Below are 17,001 nucleotides of genomic sequence, written 5' to 3'. Positions count from 1 at the left end.
TCACTGAAAAATAAGAAAGATATGCAGTAACGCATAAGCAAAAGGGCGGAGCAGAGATCTAGGTCTGCTGCCGCCCTTTTTGAAAAAGAGTAGAAAAAGGAGATTCGACATGTATTTTATTGGTGTTGACCTTGGTACTTCCGCTGTCAAACTGCTTCTGATGGACGAGGAAGGCAAAATTGTAAATATTGTATCGAGAGAGTATCCGCTGTATTTCCCGCATCCAGGCTGGTCTGAGCAGAAACCGGAAGACTGGTGGGAGCAGAGCAAAGAGGGAATCCGCGAGCTGGTAAAAGACGTAGACAAATCCCAGGTAGCCGGCATCAGCTTCGGCGGCCAGATGCATGGCCTTGTCATCCTGGATGAGAACGATAACGTCATCCGCCCGGCGATCCTCTGGAACGACGGCCGTACCGCAAAACAGACCGATTATCTGAACACCGTAATCGGAAAAGAAAAACTCTCCGAGTACACCGCAAACATTGCATTTGCAGGCTTTACCGCACCGAAGATTCTCTGGGTGAAAGAAAATGAGCCGGATAACTTCGAAAAAATCTGCAAAATCATGCTTCCAAAAGATTACCTGGCATACCGTCTCTCCGGCGCATTCGTAAGCGACTACTCCGATGCATCGGGCATGCTTCTAATGGATGTCAAGAACAAATGCTGGTCCAAAGAGATGGCAGAAATCTGCGGTATTTCCCTGGAGATGCTGCCGGAGCTCCATGAGAGCTTTGACGCTGTCGGAACCTTAAAACCGGAAGTAGCAGCAGAACTTGGACTGCCGGAGACCTGTAAAGTTGTAGCAGGAGCCGGAGACAACGCAGCAGCCGCAGTCGGAACCGGAACCGTAGGCGACGGCATGTGCAACGTTTCCCTTGGTACAAGCGGAACCGTATTCATTTCCAGCAACAAATTCGGCGTAGACAGCCACAATGCCCTGCACGCATTCGCACACGCAGACGGCCACTATCACCTGATGGGATGCATGCTGAGTGCAGCTTCCTGCAACAAATGGTGGATGGATGAAATCATCCGCACAAAAGAATATACAAAAGAGCAGGAGAACATCACAAAACTTGGCGAGAATAATGTCTTCTTCCTGCCGTATCTGATGGGCGAGCGTTCCCCGCACAACAACCCGGATGCAAGAGGAACCTTCATCGGCCTGACCATGGACACCACAAGAGAGGATATGACCCAGGCTGTTCTCGAGGGCGTTGCCTTTGCGATCCGCGATTCCTTTGAGGTAGCAAAATCCCTCGGTATCCAGATCGAGAGAACAAAAATCTGCGGAGGCGGTGCAAAGAGCCCGCTGTGGAGACGCATGATCGCAAACGTGCTGAACATCAAAGTGGACCGTATTGAGTCCGAGGAAGGCCCGGCACTTGGCGGAGCCATGCTGGCAGCCGTTGCCTGCGGTGTCTTTTCATCCGTAGAAGAGGCGGCAGAAAAAATTGTTCGTGTGACAGAGACCATCGAGCCGGAACCGGAACTGGTTGAGAAATATGAGCGCCAGTATCAGAAATTTGCAAAGATTTATCCGACCGTAAAAGATCTGTTTACAGAGCTGCTGCAATAAAAAGAGGTAAGAAATAAGATGAAGAAAGTGGAACATGGGAAAACATTTGACCGGAATGCAGCAAACCCGCCGGCGTTTGAAATCTTTCACAACACCGTGACAGAAGGCTATCCGGAGCACTGGCATACCGCAATTGAAATTATCATGCCGACCAGAGGCGAATATGAGGTTGTTGTCGGAAAAGACAGCTATAATCTCAAAGAGGGCGACATCATTATGATCAATTCCGGCGTTGTACACGGAATGAGATTCGTATCCCAGGGAGAACGGATTGTCATGCTGGTGGAACCGGGCTGTGTGGAGAATCAGGAAGAAATGGAAACGATTTTCCTGCGGCTTCCGGCCATCTACTTCAAAAAAGAGGATGAGGAAGATCCCTTCTATCTGTTTCTACGCAGCCAGATTCTGGAACTGGTGCGGGAATACGATAATGAGGGCGCAGTGATGACGCACAGAATCTGCACCGGCCTCAAAGAGCTTTTTTCAGAGTTTGGCCGCAAGGGCTTTTCGGATGCCAACGCGCAGAATACGTTCGGGGCAATGAAACAGCAGGAATATATAGAGGCTGTTTTAAGCGTCTGCTGTTATATCAATGTCCATTACATGGAGAATCTTTCTCTCGAGGAAGTAGCTGCGGTCAGCGGATTTTCCAAGTTCCACTTTACCAGAATTTTCAAGCAGTACATGAACATGACATTCTATGAGTACCTCAATTCTAAACGCGTCAAACGCGCAGAGGAGCTTCTGTATGACAAAAAGATGAGTATCACGGATGTGGCGATGAATTCCGGATTCTCTTCTTTAAGTGCCTTCAACCGTACCTTCAAGACGGTAAAGGCCTGTTCGCCGAGCGATTACCGCAGACAGCGGGAGTCGATGGTACAGGCTTTGCTGATGCAGGGATAAAAGGACTTGTATTTCACACTTTACTGTGCTAAAATGGTAGTATTCCAAGTTATAAGAATGAGATGGGGACTTAATTTTCGTACAGGAGGGCTTGAAATGAACAAGAAACTTCATTCAGAAGCAGTAGACCAGCTTTTTGAGGCAATTTTGTGTCTGAAGAATAAGGAAGAATGCTATACTTTTTTTGAGGATGTATGCACCATCAATGAACTGCTTTCGCTGTCGCAGCGGTTTGAAGTGGCGAAAATGCTGCGGGAGAAGAGAACGTATCTGGAAATCTCCGAAAAGACGGGAGCATCCACGGCGACGATCAGCCGCGTGAACCGTTCCTTAAGCTATGGAAACGACGGATATGAGATGGTGTTTGAACGGATGGAAAAGAAAGAAAATGTGTAAAATCAAAAAAGACGGTGCGATTCCAACGCAGCCGTCTTTTTTGATTTTACACGTTTGTTCTTAATTTTTCTTTTTCGGATCAGAAGGCGCCGCGAGGGATGCCAGTTCATCCACCATGTGCTCGATCATCTGTTTTTTCAGATAGACATCGAAACTCAGCAGACAGATAAACGAAAAGAGCTGGAGAAATTCCCGGTCCTCCTCCGGTGAGCTGCCGAACATGGACTTGGATACATCCGCTTTTTTCAGAAGATCTTCTTTTACGGATGCAATTTCTTCTTTTTCCATCTGGAAAATTTCGTCGTAGATATCTTTGATGGAAAAGCCGCTCTCCGTGCCGAAATACCGATCGGTGATCGGGGCGAGCAGTGTCTGGATATCCGTGATCGAGAGGATGTTTTTAAAGTAGTAAATAAAAACCAGAAGCATCATGTGCTCCGGCGAATATTTCTTTTTGACCGGCGGCGGGAGCAGCTTGTTTTTTGCATAGTTGTTGATCATTGTTTTTGTCAGAACCTTATCGGACTCGAAACGGCGCGAAGAAGCGAGCTGTGCGTCCATAAAGGTCGTGACCTGGTCCATATATAAAGCAATGTTCGGGATTTCCCCCGGGCGGATGCCTTCGAGAGAATCCAGTGAATTCAGTAAATCATGAAGAATTTTATCTGAGTCTATCGTCATTTGTTATCACCTCACGGTTCCCATTATATAGTTTTTAATACCAGATAGCAAGGACTTTGCGAAAAAAAGTTTCCATGATAAAAATGCAACGTATGTTCGTTCTTACTTGTAACTGGGGCGGATTTGTTATATACTGAGATGCATGTGAAAAGATTCGAAGCAGATGAAGGAGAAAGAACATGAATCAGACAGAAACAGGATTAAACCCGATGCAGATGGAAGCTGTGGAGCACACCGAAGGGCCGCTTCTGATCCTTGCAGGTGCCGGTTCGGGAAAGACGAGGGTACTGACGCACCGCATCGCCTCCCTGATCCGGGAAAAAGGCGTCAATCCGTGGAATATTATGGCGATCACCTTTACGAACAAGGCCGCCGGAGAAATGCGTGAGCGTGTCGATAAAATCGTGGGATACGGATCGGAGCGGATCTGGGTCAGCACCTTCCATTCCAGCTGCGTGCGGATTCTGCGCCGCCATGCTGAACGTCTGGGATACGCCAACAATTTTGCAATTTACGATACCGATGACCAGAAATCGCTGATCAAGGACATCATGAAACGGCTCCAGATGGATCCGAAACTGTACCGCGACCGTGCGATCATGGCGGCAATTTCGTCCGCAAAGGATGAGATGATCGAGCCGGACCAGTACCGGATTGACGCGGGAATCGACTGGAAGCTGCAGAAGTATGCGGCAGTTTATGCGGAGTATCAGGCAGAGTTAAAGAAAAACAATGCGATGGACTTCGATGATCTGCTGGTACAGACCGTAAAATTATTCCAGCAGTTCCCGGAAGTGCTCGACTATTATCAGGAGCAGTTCCGCTATATCATGGTCGATGAGTATCAGGATACCAACACGGTTCAGTTCCGCTTTGTGAGCCTTCTGGCGGCAAAATACCGCAATCTCTGCGTTGTCGGCGATGATGACCAGTCGATCTACAAATTCCGCGGGGCGAATATTGAAAATATTCTGAGTTTTGAGCATGTATTCCCGGATGCGAAGGTCATTAAACTGGAGCAGAATTACCGTTCCACGCAGAATATTCTGAACGCGGCAAATGAAGTGATTGCGAATAACCAGGGACGAAAAGCAAAACGCCTGTGGACAGAGAACCCGGAGGGTGACCTGATCGATCTGCGGCAGTTCCAGAGCGGTTTTGAGGAGGCGGAGTACGTGGCAGGAGAAATCACGCGCGGCGTCCGCACGGAGGGAAAGAAGTACCGTGATTATGCAATTCTCTACCGTACCAACGCGCAGTCCCGTCTTTTTGAGGAGAAACTGCTGCTTGCAAATGTTCCATATAAAATCGTGGGCGGTGTCAACTTCTATGCGAGACGCGAGATCAAGGATCTGCTGGCGTATCTGCGTGTGATCGAGAACCCGGAGGATGACCTTGCGGTACTGCGTATCATCAACGTTCCGCGGCGCGGTATCGGAGCGGCGACGATCAACAAAGTGCAGGACTGGGAGGCAGAGCAGGGCATCCGTTTCTACGATGCGCTTCTCGAGGCCGAGTATGTGCCGGGGCTGATGCGGTCTTTAAATAAGATTAAATCCTTCACGTCCTTTTTACAGGTACTCCGCGCGAAAGCAGATTATCTGTCGGTCAAAGAGCTGCTGAATGAAATCATCGAGGAGACCGGCTATGTAGCAGATCTGCAGGCGGAGGGAACCGAAGAAGCGGCAGCCCGCATCGAGAACATCGACGAGCTGATTTCAAAGATTGCGGATTATGAGGAGAGCGCCGAACAGCCATCTCTCGGTGGTTTTCTGCAGGAGGTTGCTCTGGTGTCTGATATCGACTCGGTGGATGAGGAGAGCGATTACGTACTGTTGATGACACTGCATTCCGCAAAAGGACTGGAGTTCCCGAACGTATTCCTTGCCGGCATGGAGGATGGTATTTTCCCGAGCTACATGACGATCACCGGAGATGATCCGTCGGAGCTGGAGGAGGAGCGCCGTCTCTGCTACGTGGGCATCACGCGTGCGATGCAGCATCTGACATTGACGTGTGCGCGCCAGAGAATGATCCGCGGCGAAGTGCAGTACAACAAGATGTCCCGTTTTGTCAAAGAGATTCCGCGGGAGCTGATTTTCCTGGAGCGGGAGCGCGGGGAGATCGAAGACCGGAAGCCGAAGATGGACATTCCGACGAGAGGCAGCGTCTATGCGGCGATGAAGCAGGCATTCCGCGAGAAGCCGCAGCAGGCGAAAACCTTCAGCGCGCAGAAGGCGACGAAACTCGATTACGAAATCGGGGATACGGTGCGCCATATCAAGTTCGGTGTCGGCATCGTCACGGATATCGTGGACGGCGGAAGAGATTATGAAGTTACCGTCAACTTCGACCAGGCTGGTACGAAGAAAATGTTTGCTTCGTTTGCAAAACTGAAAAAGTTATAAGGAGAACGAGAGCGTGTCGGAAAACAAAATTCCGGCACGCTCTTTTTTCGACTGATGCGTCAGACGCTCAGGTGGTAATCAGGGTGGAATAGCCGTCGCGGCGCAGGCGGCGTTCCATCAGAATGGCATTTCCGAGCTGGCGGTAAGCGCCGACCTGGACCTTGAAAAAGCCGTCCTCGGCGAGAAGAAAAGCGGGATAGCCCTGGTCGAGAAGGTCGTAAAGCATACGGTCGGCATTCTGGCGGATGCGGAAAAGGCCGGTCTGGACACGGTAGAAGGTTTCCGGTGTGTCGGAAGGATTTTCCTGTTCCGGCGGCGTGGGACGGGGCGAAGCGGAAGCAGTGACGGTATCCGCTGTTGAAACGGACGGACGGGCGGCTTCCGTTTCCGCAGCGCGCCGGTCAGCCTCCGTGACCGTCTCGAGATCCAGCGTTCCAAGCACTGCATCCGCGATGGCGCGGGCGATTTCTTCCTGCTTTTCATCGTAGAGCGTATTATCCTGCTCATTGTTCAGAAAGCCGGTTTCAATCAGAAGAGCCGGCATTTTCGTCCGCCGCAGAACAACAAGCCCTGGCCGTGCCTTGACACCGAGATTCCGGAATCCCAGCTCCGAGAGCGCGCCGTTAATGTTTTCTGCCATTGTCTGTTTGATGCCGGAGTTGTCATAGACAAGCGTTTCCACGCCGGTATACTGGTTCGGCTCCTCCGAAGAATTCCGGTGAAAAGAAATAAAAAAGTCGGCATCCGCCTGATTGGCCATCTGCGCCTTTTCAAACGGCGTCTGATAAACATCGGTTGTGCGGGTATAAATGACAGAGACACCCTGCCGGGAAAGAAGCTCGCCGACTGCGATGGCGAGGGAAAGATTGTCATCCTTTTCCCTGCGTCCCTCATAGACAGCGCCCGGATCACTTCCCCCGTGTCCGGCATCGATTACGATAGTATAGGGCATAAGATCAAAGCTCCTGAAAATACGGTTCTACTTACGATATGAAGAAAGGACGAAAAAGGTTATACTTTTTTTAGTTTTATTTCATTGTATCGTATACGGGCGGTGTGTTAGAATAGGAGATAACATTAGGAAAGTGTGTCAAAAAATCTGCGGAGGATACAAAAGACACACAGATGAGAGTGAGGATTTCATGAAAATTACAATATTCAGTCTGGGGGGACTGCTTGGGCAGTATGTGACCAACACGGCGCTTCTTCACGGCGCACAGGTGACCGCCTACGTGCCGGATGCAAAAGCGATCTGGCCGAGAAAAAATCTGACCGTGATTGAGGGAAGCCTTCAGAACCGGGAACGCGTGCTGGAGGCACTGCTGGAAGCGGATGCAGTCATCAGCGTGCTGACTCCGATGCGTGTGAAACATGTAAAAGAAGAGGAGACACCGCTGGCTGACGGAAACGCAATGATTCTCTCGGCCATGAAGCAGCTTGGAAAAACGCGGTTTGTGACGGTAGGCCATGTCTGCATTCATGCGTTTGGAGACTGCGAGGACAAATACCAGAGAATGAGTACGAAATTCATGCAGATTTTCTGGCCAGGTGTCTATAAAGATATGCAGAAGATGGGACAGGTTCTGGCACGGAGCGATCTGAACTGGACACTGGTGCGGACGTGTCCGGGAAGAGACGGGAAAGTGAAAAAGGTAGGGCAGAACTGCAGTATTTCGTTGGACGGCAGCCAGTTCCGGCCTGGATACTCGAGAGAGGCCCTGGCGGAATTTCTGTACGAGGCGGCCGCCGATCAGCAGATGTACAGCAGAAAAATGCCCATTTTTTACAGAGAGGGGTAAGAATGGATTTTTCAATTTTATATGCACTGCAGCATCTTCACAATGCAGTGCTCGATCGGGTGATGGTGGGAATCACTTCACTTGGAAATGCGGGATGGATCTGGATTGCGCTGACCGCCGTTTTCTTAATCCTTCCGAAATACCGGAAATGCGGTGTAAGAATGGCGATCGCGCTGATTTTAGATTTGATTTTATGTAATCTGGTGTTAAAGCCGCTGGCAGCGCGCCCGCGTCCGTGCTGGATTGACGAGCAGGTAAAGCTGCTGGTTGCCGCTCCGAAGGACTATTCCTTCCCATCGGGCCATTCGGCAGCCTCGTTTGCGGCGGCAGTCTCTATTTTTGTGATGCACAAAAAAGAAGGAGCTGCCGCACTGATTCTGGCCTGCCTGATTGCATTTTCCAGACTGTATCTGTTTGTGCATTTCCCGACCGATGTCCTAGCGGGAATTGCGGTTGGTTTTATCTGTGCTTTTCTGGCTGCGAAGATCCAGAACGGTTTTCTTCTTCATTCTCGAGGTCGATAAAACGGAACGAAAGCATCAGATACAGAATTTCATCCGGGCTGGAAAGATCAGATTCTAAAATTTCCTTGATTTTTTCCAGGCGGTAGAGCAGGGTACTGCGGTGGATAAAAAGCTCACGCGCCGTCTGGACGACATTGCAGTGGTTGTCCAGATAGCAGCGGAGCGTCCGCATATAGTCGCTGCCGGAGCTGTCGTCGTGCTCCTGCAGAAAGAGAAGTCTCTCATGGCACAGCATGTAGCCTGGGAGCTTTTTTGTTGCCTGATCGAGGATGTAGTCAAACGAGATATCGTTGAACGGATGCATCCGCTTGTCCGGGTATTTTCGCGTGCCGAACTGCAGGGCGATTTTTGCCTGGATATACTGGCGGCGTAGATTCATGTGGCCGTTCATGCAGCGCGAAAAGCCGGCATTTAAGGAACTGTCCTCCACAAAGTGCACCATGCGTTCCATCAGATCGGTCATGGAAAAATCGGACAGCGTGAGGTTAAAGAATGCAACGATACCGCCGCCGTGCGGAAACGCGGAGCAGCCGGTCAGAATATTTTCCAGATAGGCGCAGACCGAGTTTGCCGTCAGGTTTTTCTGATCCATATCGGAGAGCTGCAGATAGAGGCAGCAGTAGGTGTGGCGGGAATGCCAGCCGAGCGCATCGAGAGCCTGGCTGACCGCAATATAGTCGGCCATCCGGTCGTCGAGGGCACGGAGCAGCACGGTGTGAAGCGACTGCGCCGGCGAGGTTTTCTGCATCACATTGTGCAGGAAGGCGTGATGGATCATTTCTGCAAGAAATTCAAGAAGAAAGCCTTCGGAATCAGAAAGATCCTTTTTCGTGTCGAGGAGCAGCAGGCGGTAGGCGCTCTGACCATGCTGCGTGATGTTGACGCAGAGGGAACCAAGTCCCGTTACGTGATCCGGAAAGCGGAACCATCCATCGAGATCGCGGACGGACGCGTATTCGCTGCTTTCTGTCAAGGAGAGCAGAAGCGGGCGCGTTGCATCGAGGGAGCCAAACACCTTCTCGGGAAAAAAGGAAGGTTCTTCGGACGCTGCGGCGATGATGGAAAAATCCATGCCGACCACCATCAGCGGGTGGGCAAAAACAGGCAGGGAGAGATTTAAAAGATGCTGGATCGATTTTCCGTCGAGCCGTGCCTGCATCAGCTCCTTCTGCCAGGAATCGTACGTCCAGAAAAGCTCCTGCAGGAACGAAAAAACAGCGGATACGCTGCTCTTAACGGCGATCGAAACCGGAGCCGGAAGTTCCTCCGGCAGTTCTTCGGTACAGAGAAGAAAAAGGGAGCTGCTTTCTTCCGGGAGGGAGGAAAGAGAGCCGATCTGTTCTTCTGTGCAGAGAAAGACCCGGTGCGCAGTGGCTGCGGAGCCTGTCTGATAAAGAACAGGCAGCTCCAGTGTGCCGGAGAGCGGCAGGTTTTCCGGTGCAAGAACCGAAAAAGCGCTGCTTAGTTTATAAGCGAGAAATGCGGGGGAGAGCTTCATCGTATCATCCTCCCTGCGCGTGTCATATCGTAAAAATTCATAAAAACCTCCTCAGAAATGAGTGACGTTCTGCGGACGAAACCGCGGTACTTTTTATTTTAGCAGAACAAAAAGGTCTGTCAAGAAAGAAAAGACAGGGGTGCGGGAATTTTTACGGCGGCAACAAGTTAAGATTTTGTGAAGATAGTTGTGGTTTGCGGGGAAAACTGCTACAATATGGCTGATTTGGTTACTGTTCACTCAGCAGTGAAACACTTGCTGTTTCGCTGCGTAAGAATATGATTCAGGTGATTTGAAGTGGTTTTTTACAGAAGAAAAAGGAAGGTATGACTTTAATGTATCATATTATAGTAAATAAAAAATCGCGGTCGGGGCGCGGCGAGAAGCTGTGGCCGGTGATTGAGGGCGAGCTTGAGCGGCGCAGGACGGAATTTCGTGTATATCCGACAAAGTATCACGGAAGCGCACGGGAGACGGCAGCACGGCTGACCGCGAAAGGGGTATGGAATCCCGATGATGTCCTTCTGGCGATCGGCGGAGACGGTACGGCGAATGAGGCGGTCGATGGAATCACCAGCCTGTCGGATGTAAAGTTCGGTTATATTCCAACGGGAAGCGGCAACGATTTTGCGCGCGGTGCCGGAATTCCCTCCGATCCGCTGCAGGCGCTGGAAGCTGTGCTGAAAGGGGAGGAAAAGGAGATCAACATTGGAACGGCGCTTCTTGGCAGCCAAAAGCGGAGATTTCTCGTCAGCACCGGCATCGGTTTTGATGCAGGCATCTGCCACGAGGCGCTGGCATCAAAAATCAAGAATACGCTGAACCGGCTGCATCTGGGAAAACTTACGTATGTGATGATTGCACTGCGGCAGCTCTTTTATCTCGAACCGTTCACGCTGGATGCAGCTCTGGAAAACGGAGAACACCGTTCGTTTGAAAATGTTCTTTTTGCAGTGGCAATGAATTTTTCGTACGAAGGCGGCGGCTTCTGCTTCTGCCCGGAGGCGGACGGGACGGATGATCTGCTCGACGTGATGGTGGTTTCCAATCTTGCCAAATGGAAAGTCAGCTATCTTCTGCCGATGGCGCTGTTTGGACGCCACACGGGATTTCCTGAGGTACATATGGAGCGGTGCAGCAGCCTTTCCTTTCAGACAGACCGCGCGGAACCGGTCCACCTGGACGGAGAATCGGGCGGACACCGCACGGAGGAAAGGATCGGACTGGAAACGGAGCGTCTCCGCCTTTTGGGCGACTGGGTGAAAGAAGGGATGGAAAGATGATGTTCTGGATCATATTTTTTGCAGTGCTTGCCGTCATGGCAGCAGGTTATTTCTTTTCCATTCTGCCGGCTACATCGAGACGGCAGGAATGTCTGAAATTTGCGGAATGGAATTATGCGCACCGCGGTCTGTGGAACGCGGCGGAGGGAGTTCCGGAGAATTCTCTTCCGGCTTTTGCCCGCGCGGCGGAGCAGGGATATGCCATCGAGCTGGATATTCAGATCACAAAGGATGGCCGGATTGTGGTGTTCCACGACGACACGATGAAGCGGATGTGTGGAAACGAGGGAAAAATCAGCGATTATACGTATGAGGAACTCCAGCAGTTCCATCTGGGCGACAGCACGGAAAAGATTCCGCTGCTTCGTGAGGTACTGCAGACGGTAGACGGCCGCGTGCCGCTTTTAATCGAAATCAAGATGCCGGGACTTTCCACGGCGGTCTGTGCGGGATTTCAGAAGGAGATGGAGGGGTACACCGGTATGTTCTGCATGGAATCCTTCAACAGCCTGGCCCTCCGCTGGTGCCGCCGCCACATGCCGCAGACGTTGCGCGGCCAGCTTTCCGGCCGTTTTTCAAAGGATGATAAGGTGCATCTGATCCTGCGGATAATGGCGCGTCATCTGATGCTGAATTTTATCGGGAAACCGGATTTTATCGCCTACGACCACCGCTATGCCGACTGCCCGGGCTTCCTGATCGACCGTATGCTGTTTCGGACACCGGCATTTGCATGGACGGTAAAAGATGAGCATGTATATAACCGGACACGGAAAAAATTCGACGCGGCGATCTTTGAACATTTCCATCCCAAGGACGGTTTTCAGAAACCGATGAATTGTTTCTTAAAAAATAATAAAGCTTATTGACTTCGGTTTTCGGTGTGCTATAATTTCAGCAGGTTGAAGAGAAAAACCTCGTCAGAAAAGTGGAGGGAAACTATGAAGATAATAAAAAAATATAAGCATTTTCTTCCGGTAGTGGTTTATGGTATTTTCTATCTGAAATGTTTTCAATATCTGGAAACTCACATTACGAAAGGTTATCATCTGATTCATACTCCGTTTGATGATATGATTCCGTTCTGTGAGTTTTTTGTGATTCCTTATTTTATGTGGTTTGGATATATTGCATGGTCTGTCCTTTATTTCGGCTTCTGCAACAAGAACCGCAGAGAATATTATCAGCTGATTATCAACCTGGGAATCGGAATGACGGCGTTCCTCGTGATCTCCTATCTGTACCCGAACGGCCAGAACCTGCGCCCGACGGTATTCCCACGGGAGAACATTTTCACGGATCTGGTCAGAGGCCTTTACCTGACAGACACACCGACCAACGTATTCCCAAGTATTCACGTATATAATTCCGTAGCCGTAGCTGTTGCCGTAGAACACAGCGAGCAGCTCAAAAACCGCCCGGTATTCCGAAACGTCTGCCTGGGCCTGACGGTGCTGATTGTGTTTTCGACCATGTTTTTAAAACAGCACTCCGTATCGGATGTGTGCTGTGCGCTTGTTATGAATGCGGGAACCTGTATGCTGCTGTACCGGCCGGCAAAGGCGGGGAATGCACTGCGGACACGGGAGAAAAAAGCGAAATATAGAATGTAAAAACGGAAACGGACGGCCCGCGCACCAGAAAGTGCGCGGGCCTGACGGTTTAGGACGGGAGAGAATGGGTGATGAGTGGGATGGTAGTGCAGGAAAAATGGAATGCGTCCGTCTATTAAGAAACAACACTTATAAAACATATAAGATATATTAATTTCATTTATAAAGATAAATATGCTATTCTGTAAGTAACGAAAGATTGTCCCGTTTTTGGGGGACTATGATTCAGACAAATGGAGGATAAAAATGAGTACAGTCAGACGCGTTTATGTGGAGAAAAAGCCGGAATTTGCGATTAAGGCGAAAGATCTGAAGCATGAAATCAAGCACTATCTGAACATCCAGACCGTAACCAACGTACGGGAGCTGATCCGGTACGATGTAGAAAATATCAGTGATGAGACATATGAGAAAGCATGTAAAGTAGTCTTTGCAGAGCCGCCGGTTGATATCTGCTATCAGGAAGATTTCCCGCGTGCAGAAGGTGCGAGAGTATTTTCCGTAGAATTCCTTCCGGGACAGTTTGATCAGAGAGCCGATTCTGCCGTACAGTGCGTGCAGTTCTTAAAAGAAGACGAGCAGCCGATCATCCGCTCCGCCGTTACGTATGTTATCGAAGGAGAGATGACTGATGAGCAGTTTGACGCAGTCAAAGCACACTGCATCAATCCGGTAGACTCCAGAGAGACAGGAATTGAAAAACCGGAAACCCTCGTGACAAAATTTGAAGAGCCGGCAGACGTCAAAATCTTCGACGGATTCATCGACATGCCGGAGGCAGAATTAAAAGCCCTGTATGATTCCCTCGGCCTTGCCATGACCTTCAAAGACTTCCTGCATATCCAGAACTACTTCCGCGGCGAAGAAAAACGAAATCCATCCATGACCGAGATCCGCGTACTTGATACCTACTGGTCCGATCACTGCCGCCATACCACCTTCTCCACCGAGCTTACCAACGTGACCTTCGGCGAAGGCGACTACTACGAGCCGATGAAAAAAAGCTACGACCGCTACTTAAGCGACCGTGAGGTACTCTACAAAGGCCGTGACGACAAATTCATCTGCCTTATGGACCTTGCCCTTCTGGCAATGAAAAAACTGAAATCCGAAGGAAAACTCGCAGATCAGGAAGAGTCTGATGAAATCAACGCATGCTCCATCGTCGTACCGGTAGATGTAGACGGAAAAGACGAAGAGTGGCTGATCAACTTCAAAAACGAGACCCACAACCACCCGACCGAGATCGAGCCGTTCGGTGGTGCAGCAACCTGCCTTGGCGGTGCAATCCGTGACCCGCTTTCTGGCAGAACCTATGTATATCAGGCAATGCGTGTGACCGGAGCCGCAGATCCGACCCGTCCGCAGAGCGAGACACTCGAAGGAAAACTTCCGCAGAAAAAACTCGTAAGAGAAGCAGCACACGGCTACAGCTCCTATGGAAACCAGATCGGTCTTGCAACCGGCTATGTCAAAGAAGTTTACCATCCGGACTACGTGGCAAAACGTATGGAGATCGGAGCTGTCCTTGGAGCAGCACCGCGCCGTGCCGTTGTCCGTGAAAATTCCGATCCGGGCGATATCATCATCCTGCTCGGCGGCCGTACTGGAAGAGACGGCTGCGGCGGTGCAACCGGTTCCTCCAAAGTACATACGACAGAATCCATCGAGACCTGCGGTGCAGAGGTACAGAAAGGAAACGCACCGACTGAGCGTAAACTGCAGAGACTGTTCCGCCGCGAGGAAGTCAGCCTTCTGATTAAAAAATGCAACGACTTCGGTGCAGGCGGAGTTTCCGTTGCCATCGGCGAGCTGGCACCGGGACTTAAGATCAATCTGGACAAAGTACCGAAAAAATATGCCGGCCTCGACGGAACCGAGATCGCCATCTCCGAGTCCCAGGAGCGTATGGCCGTTGTCATCGACCCGAAAGACCGTGAGCAGTTCCTGAAATATGCCGCAGAAGAGAACCTGGAGGCAACCGAAGTTGCAGTCGTAACCGAGGACCCGCGTCTGGTACTCTCCTGGAGAGGAAAAGAGATCGTCAATATTTCCCGTGCATTCCTGGATACCAACGGAGCACATCAGGAGAATGATGTCTTCGTAGAGATTCCAAAAGCAGAGGACACCCCGTTAAAAAGAAGCGGTGACATTGCCGACGTGAAAGAAAAATGGCTGTCCACCCTGTCAGACCTCAACGCATGCTCCCAGAAAGGTCTTGTCGAGATGTTTGACTCCTCCATCGGAGCAGCCAGCGTGCTGATGCCGTACGGTGGAAAATATCAGCTGACTGAAACTCAGGCCATGGTTGCAAAAGTGCCGGTTCCGGATGGAAAAACCAACACCGTTACCATGATGAGTTACGGCTTTGATCCATACGTATCGAGCTGGAGCCCGTATCACGGAGCAGTCTATGCCGTAACCGAGTCCCTGTCCCGCATCGTGGCAGTCGGCGGCGATTACAGCAAAGTCCGCTTCACCTTCCAGGAATATTTCCGCAGAATGACTGAGGATCCGCACCGCTGGAGCCAGCCGTTCGCAGCACTTCTTGGTGCATACGACGCACAGATGGGCTACGGCCTGCCGTCTATCGGAGGAAAAGACAGTATGTCCGGTACCTTCAACCATATCGATGTACCGCCGACACTCGTATCCTTCGCGGTTGACGTTGCAAAATTAAAAGATGTAGTATCTCCGGAGCTGAAAAACACAGGAGACAAACTCGTGTGGATCCACCTTCCAGTCGACGCACATCTGCTTCCAGAGTACGAAGGCGTCATGGAAACCTACAGAAAACTGCATGAGGATATGCAGAACGGCCGTGTGAAAGCCGCTTATGTCGTAGACCGTCAGGGTATCGCAGCAGCTGTATCCAAGATGGCATTCGGTAATGCTCTCGGCGTAACCATCGAGCACAATGTAGACGAGAGAGATCTCTTTACTCCATATATTGCAGATCTGATCTGCGAAGTTCCGGCTGAAAAAGTCGGAGAGCTGGCAAGCACCTACACCGTCATCGGTGAAGTGACAGACAAACCGGTTCTTTCCTATAAAGACACCGAAATCACCATCCGCGAGGCCGTTTCCGCATGGAACAAACCGCTGGAAAAAGTATTCAAGACCGTATCCGGTGCAGAGCTTCCGGAGGTAGATGCCCTGAATGTGGCAGCAGCAGACGAAAACGGAATTGTTGCAGACAGCTGCTATCAGGCAAAGAGCATCCACGTATGCTCCCACAAGCTGGCACAGCCGACCGTATTCATTCCGGTCTTCCCGGGAACGAACTGTGAGTATGACAGCACCAGAGCTTTCGAGCGTGCCGGTGCAAAAGTTATCACTCAGGTATTCAGCAACCTTTCCGCAGAAGACATCCGCGGTTCTGTCGATGCCTTTGAAAAAGCCATCAACCAGGCGCAGATCATCATGTTCCCTGGCGGATTCTCCGCAGGTGATGAGCCGGATGGATCAGCAAAATTCTTTGCAACCGCATTCCAGAATGCGAAGATCAAAGAAGCTGTTACCAAACTGCTGAATGAGAGAGACGGACTTGCCCTTGGTATCTGCAACGGATTCCAGGCACTGATCAAATTGGGACTCGTTCCGTACGGTGAGATTCTCGGACAGACGGAGGATTCCCCGACTCTGACCTTCAACACCATCGGACGCCATATTTCCAAGATGGTTTACACGAAGGTTGTGACCAACAAATCCCCATGGCTGGCAGGCGCCGAGCTTGGCGGTGTTTACACCAACCCGGCATCCCACGGCGAGGGACGTTTCGTAGCATCGAAAGAGTGGATCGACAAGCTGATGGCAAACGGCCAGATTGCAACCCGCTACTGCGATGTCAACGGAAACCTGACCAACGACGAGTACTGGAATGTCAACGGTTCCTACTGCGGAATCGAGGGTATCACCAGCCCGGACGGCCGTGTCTTTGGTAAGATGGCACACGCAGAGCGCCGCGACAACGGCGTAGCAGTCAACATCTACGGAGAGCAGGATCTGAAGATCTTTGAGTCCGGTGTTGCTTACTTTAAATAAAATAAAACCAAAATAGAAGATTCCCGCAGAGAGGAAGAAAGCTCCTTTCTGCGGGAATTTTTTTGTCAGAACAGTAATTTCTGGTTTCGAAAGAAAAAATTTGATTATGCGCCGCGGTGCAGTTATAACGCAATATTTTGCTTTATTAACAAAAGTAATAAGGTCAAGTAGTAGAAATATTCTGAAAAAACGAAAGATTTCGATAGTCTCAACACATTACATATATGACGGGCCCGGAAGAGAAGGACAGCGAAATAACAGGAGGGA

The 17,001-nt window shown here is 50.5% G+C and carries 13 protein-coding genes; 10 read left to right on the top strand and 3 right to left on the bottom strand.

The window, feature by feature from the left end; all coding sequences use genetic code 11:
- Positions 1 to 109 precede the first annotated feature (109 nt).
- The 3 genes from xylB (at position 110) to DWX00_RS13320 (ending at position 2,884) form a co-directional block, all read left to right on the top strand.
- Positions 110 to 1,582, top strand: a complete 1,473-nt coding sequence (gene xylB / locus DWX00_RS13330) for a xylulokinase (RefSeq protein WP_118595520.1) — start codon at positions 110 to 112, stop codon at positions 1,580 to 1,582.
- A gap of 18 nt (positions 1,583 to 1,600) precedes the next feature.
- Complete coding sequence (locus tag DWX00_RS13325; RefSeq protein ID WP_118595519.1) at positions 1,601 to 2,488, top strand: AraC family transcriptional regulator; 888 nt, start codon at positions 1,601 to 1,603, stop codon at positions 2,486 to 2,488.
- 96 nt (positions 2,489 to 2,584) lie between these two features.
- Positions 2,585 to 2,884, top strand: coding sequence for a YerC/YecD family TrpR-related protein (locus DWX00_RS13320; RefSeq protein ID WP_022463203.1), 300 nt, complete (start codon positions 2,585 to 2,587; stop codon positions 2,882 to 2,884).
- A 60-nt stretch (positions 2,885 to 2,944) separates the two neighbouring features.
- Here the strand turns inward: DWX00_RS13320 and DWX00_RS13315 are convergent, their stop codons facing one another.
- Positions 2,945 to 3,565: a DUF1836 domain-containing protein gene (locus DWX00_RS13315; RefSeq protein WP_055228509.1), complete on the bottom strand. Its 621-nt coding sequence runs from the start codon at positions 3,563 to 3,565 to the stop codon at positions 2,945 to 2,947.
- Between the two features lie 179 nt (positions 3,566 to 3,744).
- On the opposite strand from DWX00_RS13315, the gene pcrA reads away from it, so the two are divergent.
- The gene (pcrA, locus tag DWX00_RS13310; protein WP_118595518.1) at positions 3,745 to 5,973 is read left to right on the top strand and encodes a DNA helicase PcrA; all 2,229 of its coding nucleotides are present in this window, start codon (positions 3,745 to 3,747) and stop codon (positions 5,971 to 5,973) included.
- 67 nt (positions 5,974 to 6,040) lie between these two features.
- Here pcrA and DWX00_RS13305 read toward each other — a convergent pair whose 3' ends face one another.
- Positions 6,041 to 6,925, bottom strand: coding sequence for an N-acetylmuramoyl-L-alanine amidase (locus DWX00_RS13305; protein WP_117510254.1), 885 nt, complete (start codon positions 6,923 to 6,925; stop codon positions 6,041 to 6,043).
- A 190-nt stretch (positions 6,926 to 7,115) separates the two neighbouring features.
- Here DWX00_RS13305 and DWX00_RS13300 point away from each other — a divergent pair, with 190 nt between their 5' ends.
- Positions 7,116 to 7,772: an NAD(P)-dependent oxidoreductase gene (locus tag DWX00_RS13300; protein WP_147398266.1), complete on the top strand. Its 657-nt coding sequence runs from the start codon at positions 7,116 to 7,118 to the stop codon at positions 7,770 to 7,772.
- 2 nt (positions 7,773 to 7,774) lie between these two features.
- Positions 7,775 to 8,296 (top strand): phosphatase PAP2 family protein, encoded by a 522-nt coding sequence (locus DWX00_RS13295; RefSeq protein ID WP_055221420.1) that lies wholly within the window; start codon positions 7,775 to 7,777, stop codon positions 8,294 to 8,296.
- Here DWX00_RS13295 and DWX00_RS13290 read toward each other — a convergent pair.
- Positions 8,232 to 9,794: a PucR family transcriptional regulator gene (locus DWX00_RS13290; protein ID WP_117510252.1), complete on the bottom strand. Its 1,563-nt coding sequence runs from the start codon at positions 9,792 to 9,794 to the stop codon at positions 8,232 to 8,234. The two genes, DWX00_RS13295 and DWX00_RS13290, sit on opposite strands and share 65 nt — an antisense overlap.
- A 335-nt stretch (positions 9,795 to 10,129) precedes the next feature.
- Here DWX00_RS13290 and DWX00_RS13285 point away from each other — a divergent pair, with 335 nt between their 5' ends.
- The 4 genes from DWX00_RS13285 (at position 10,130) to DWX00_RS13270 (ending at position 16,734) form a co-directional block, all read left to right on the top strand.
- Complete coding sequence (locus DWX00_RS13285; protein ID WP_158578864.1) at positions 10,130 to 11,077, top strand: diacylglycerol/lipid kinase family protein; 948 nt, start codon at positions 10,130 to 10,132, stop codon at positions 11,075 to 11,077.
- On the top strand, positions 11,074 to 11,946 hold the full coding sequence (locus DWX00_RS13280) for a glycerophosphodiester phosphodiesterase family protein (RefSeq protein ID WP_118595515.1): 873 nt from the start codon (positions 11,074 to 11,076) through the stop codon (positions 11,944 to 11,946). The genes DWX00_RS13285 and DWX00_RS13280 overlap by 4 nt, the downstream gene beginning before the upstream one ends.
- A 72-nt stretch (positions 11,947 to 12,018) precedes the next feature.
- Positions 12,019 to 12,690 carry a phosphatase PAP2 family protein gene (locus DWX00_RS13275; RefSeq protein WP_117802507.1) on the top strand — a complete coding sequence of 224 codons (672 nt, stop codon included), beginning with the start codon at positions 12,019 to 12,021 and terminating at the stop codon, positions 12,688 to 12,690.
- Between the two features lie 246 nt (positions 12,691 to 12,936).
- Positions 12,937 to 16,734, top strand: coding sequence for a phosphoribosylformylglycinamidine synthase (locus DWX00_RS13270; RefSeq protein ID WP_118595514.1), 3,798 nt, complete (start codon positions 12,937 to 12,939; stop codon positions 16,732 to 16,734).
- Positions 16,735 to 17,001: the final 267 nt, after the last annotated feature.

The organism is Blautia sp. AF17-9LB (assembly GCF_003479185.1).
Lineage (GTDB): Bacteria > Bacillota > Clostridia > Lachnospirales > Lachnospiraceae > Fusicatenibacter > Fusicatenibacter saccharivorans.
This window is presented reverse-complemented; position numbering and strand designations above follow the sequence as displayed.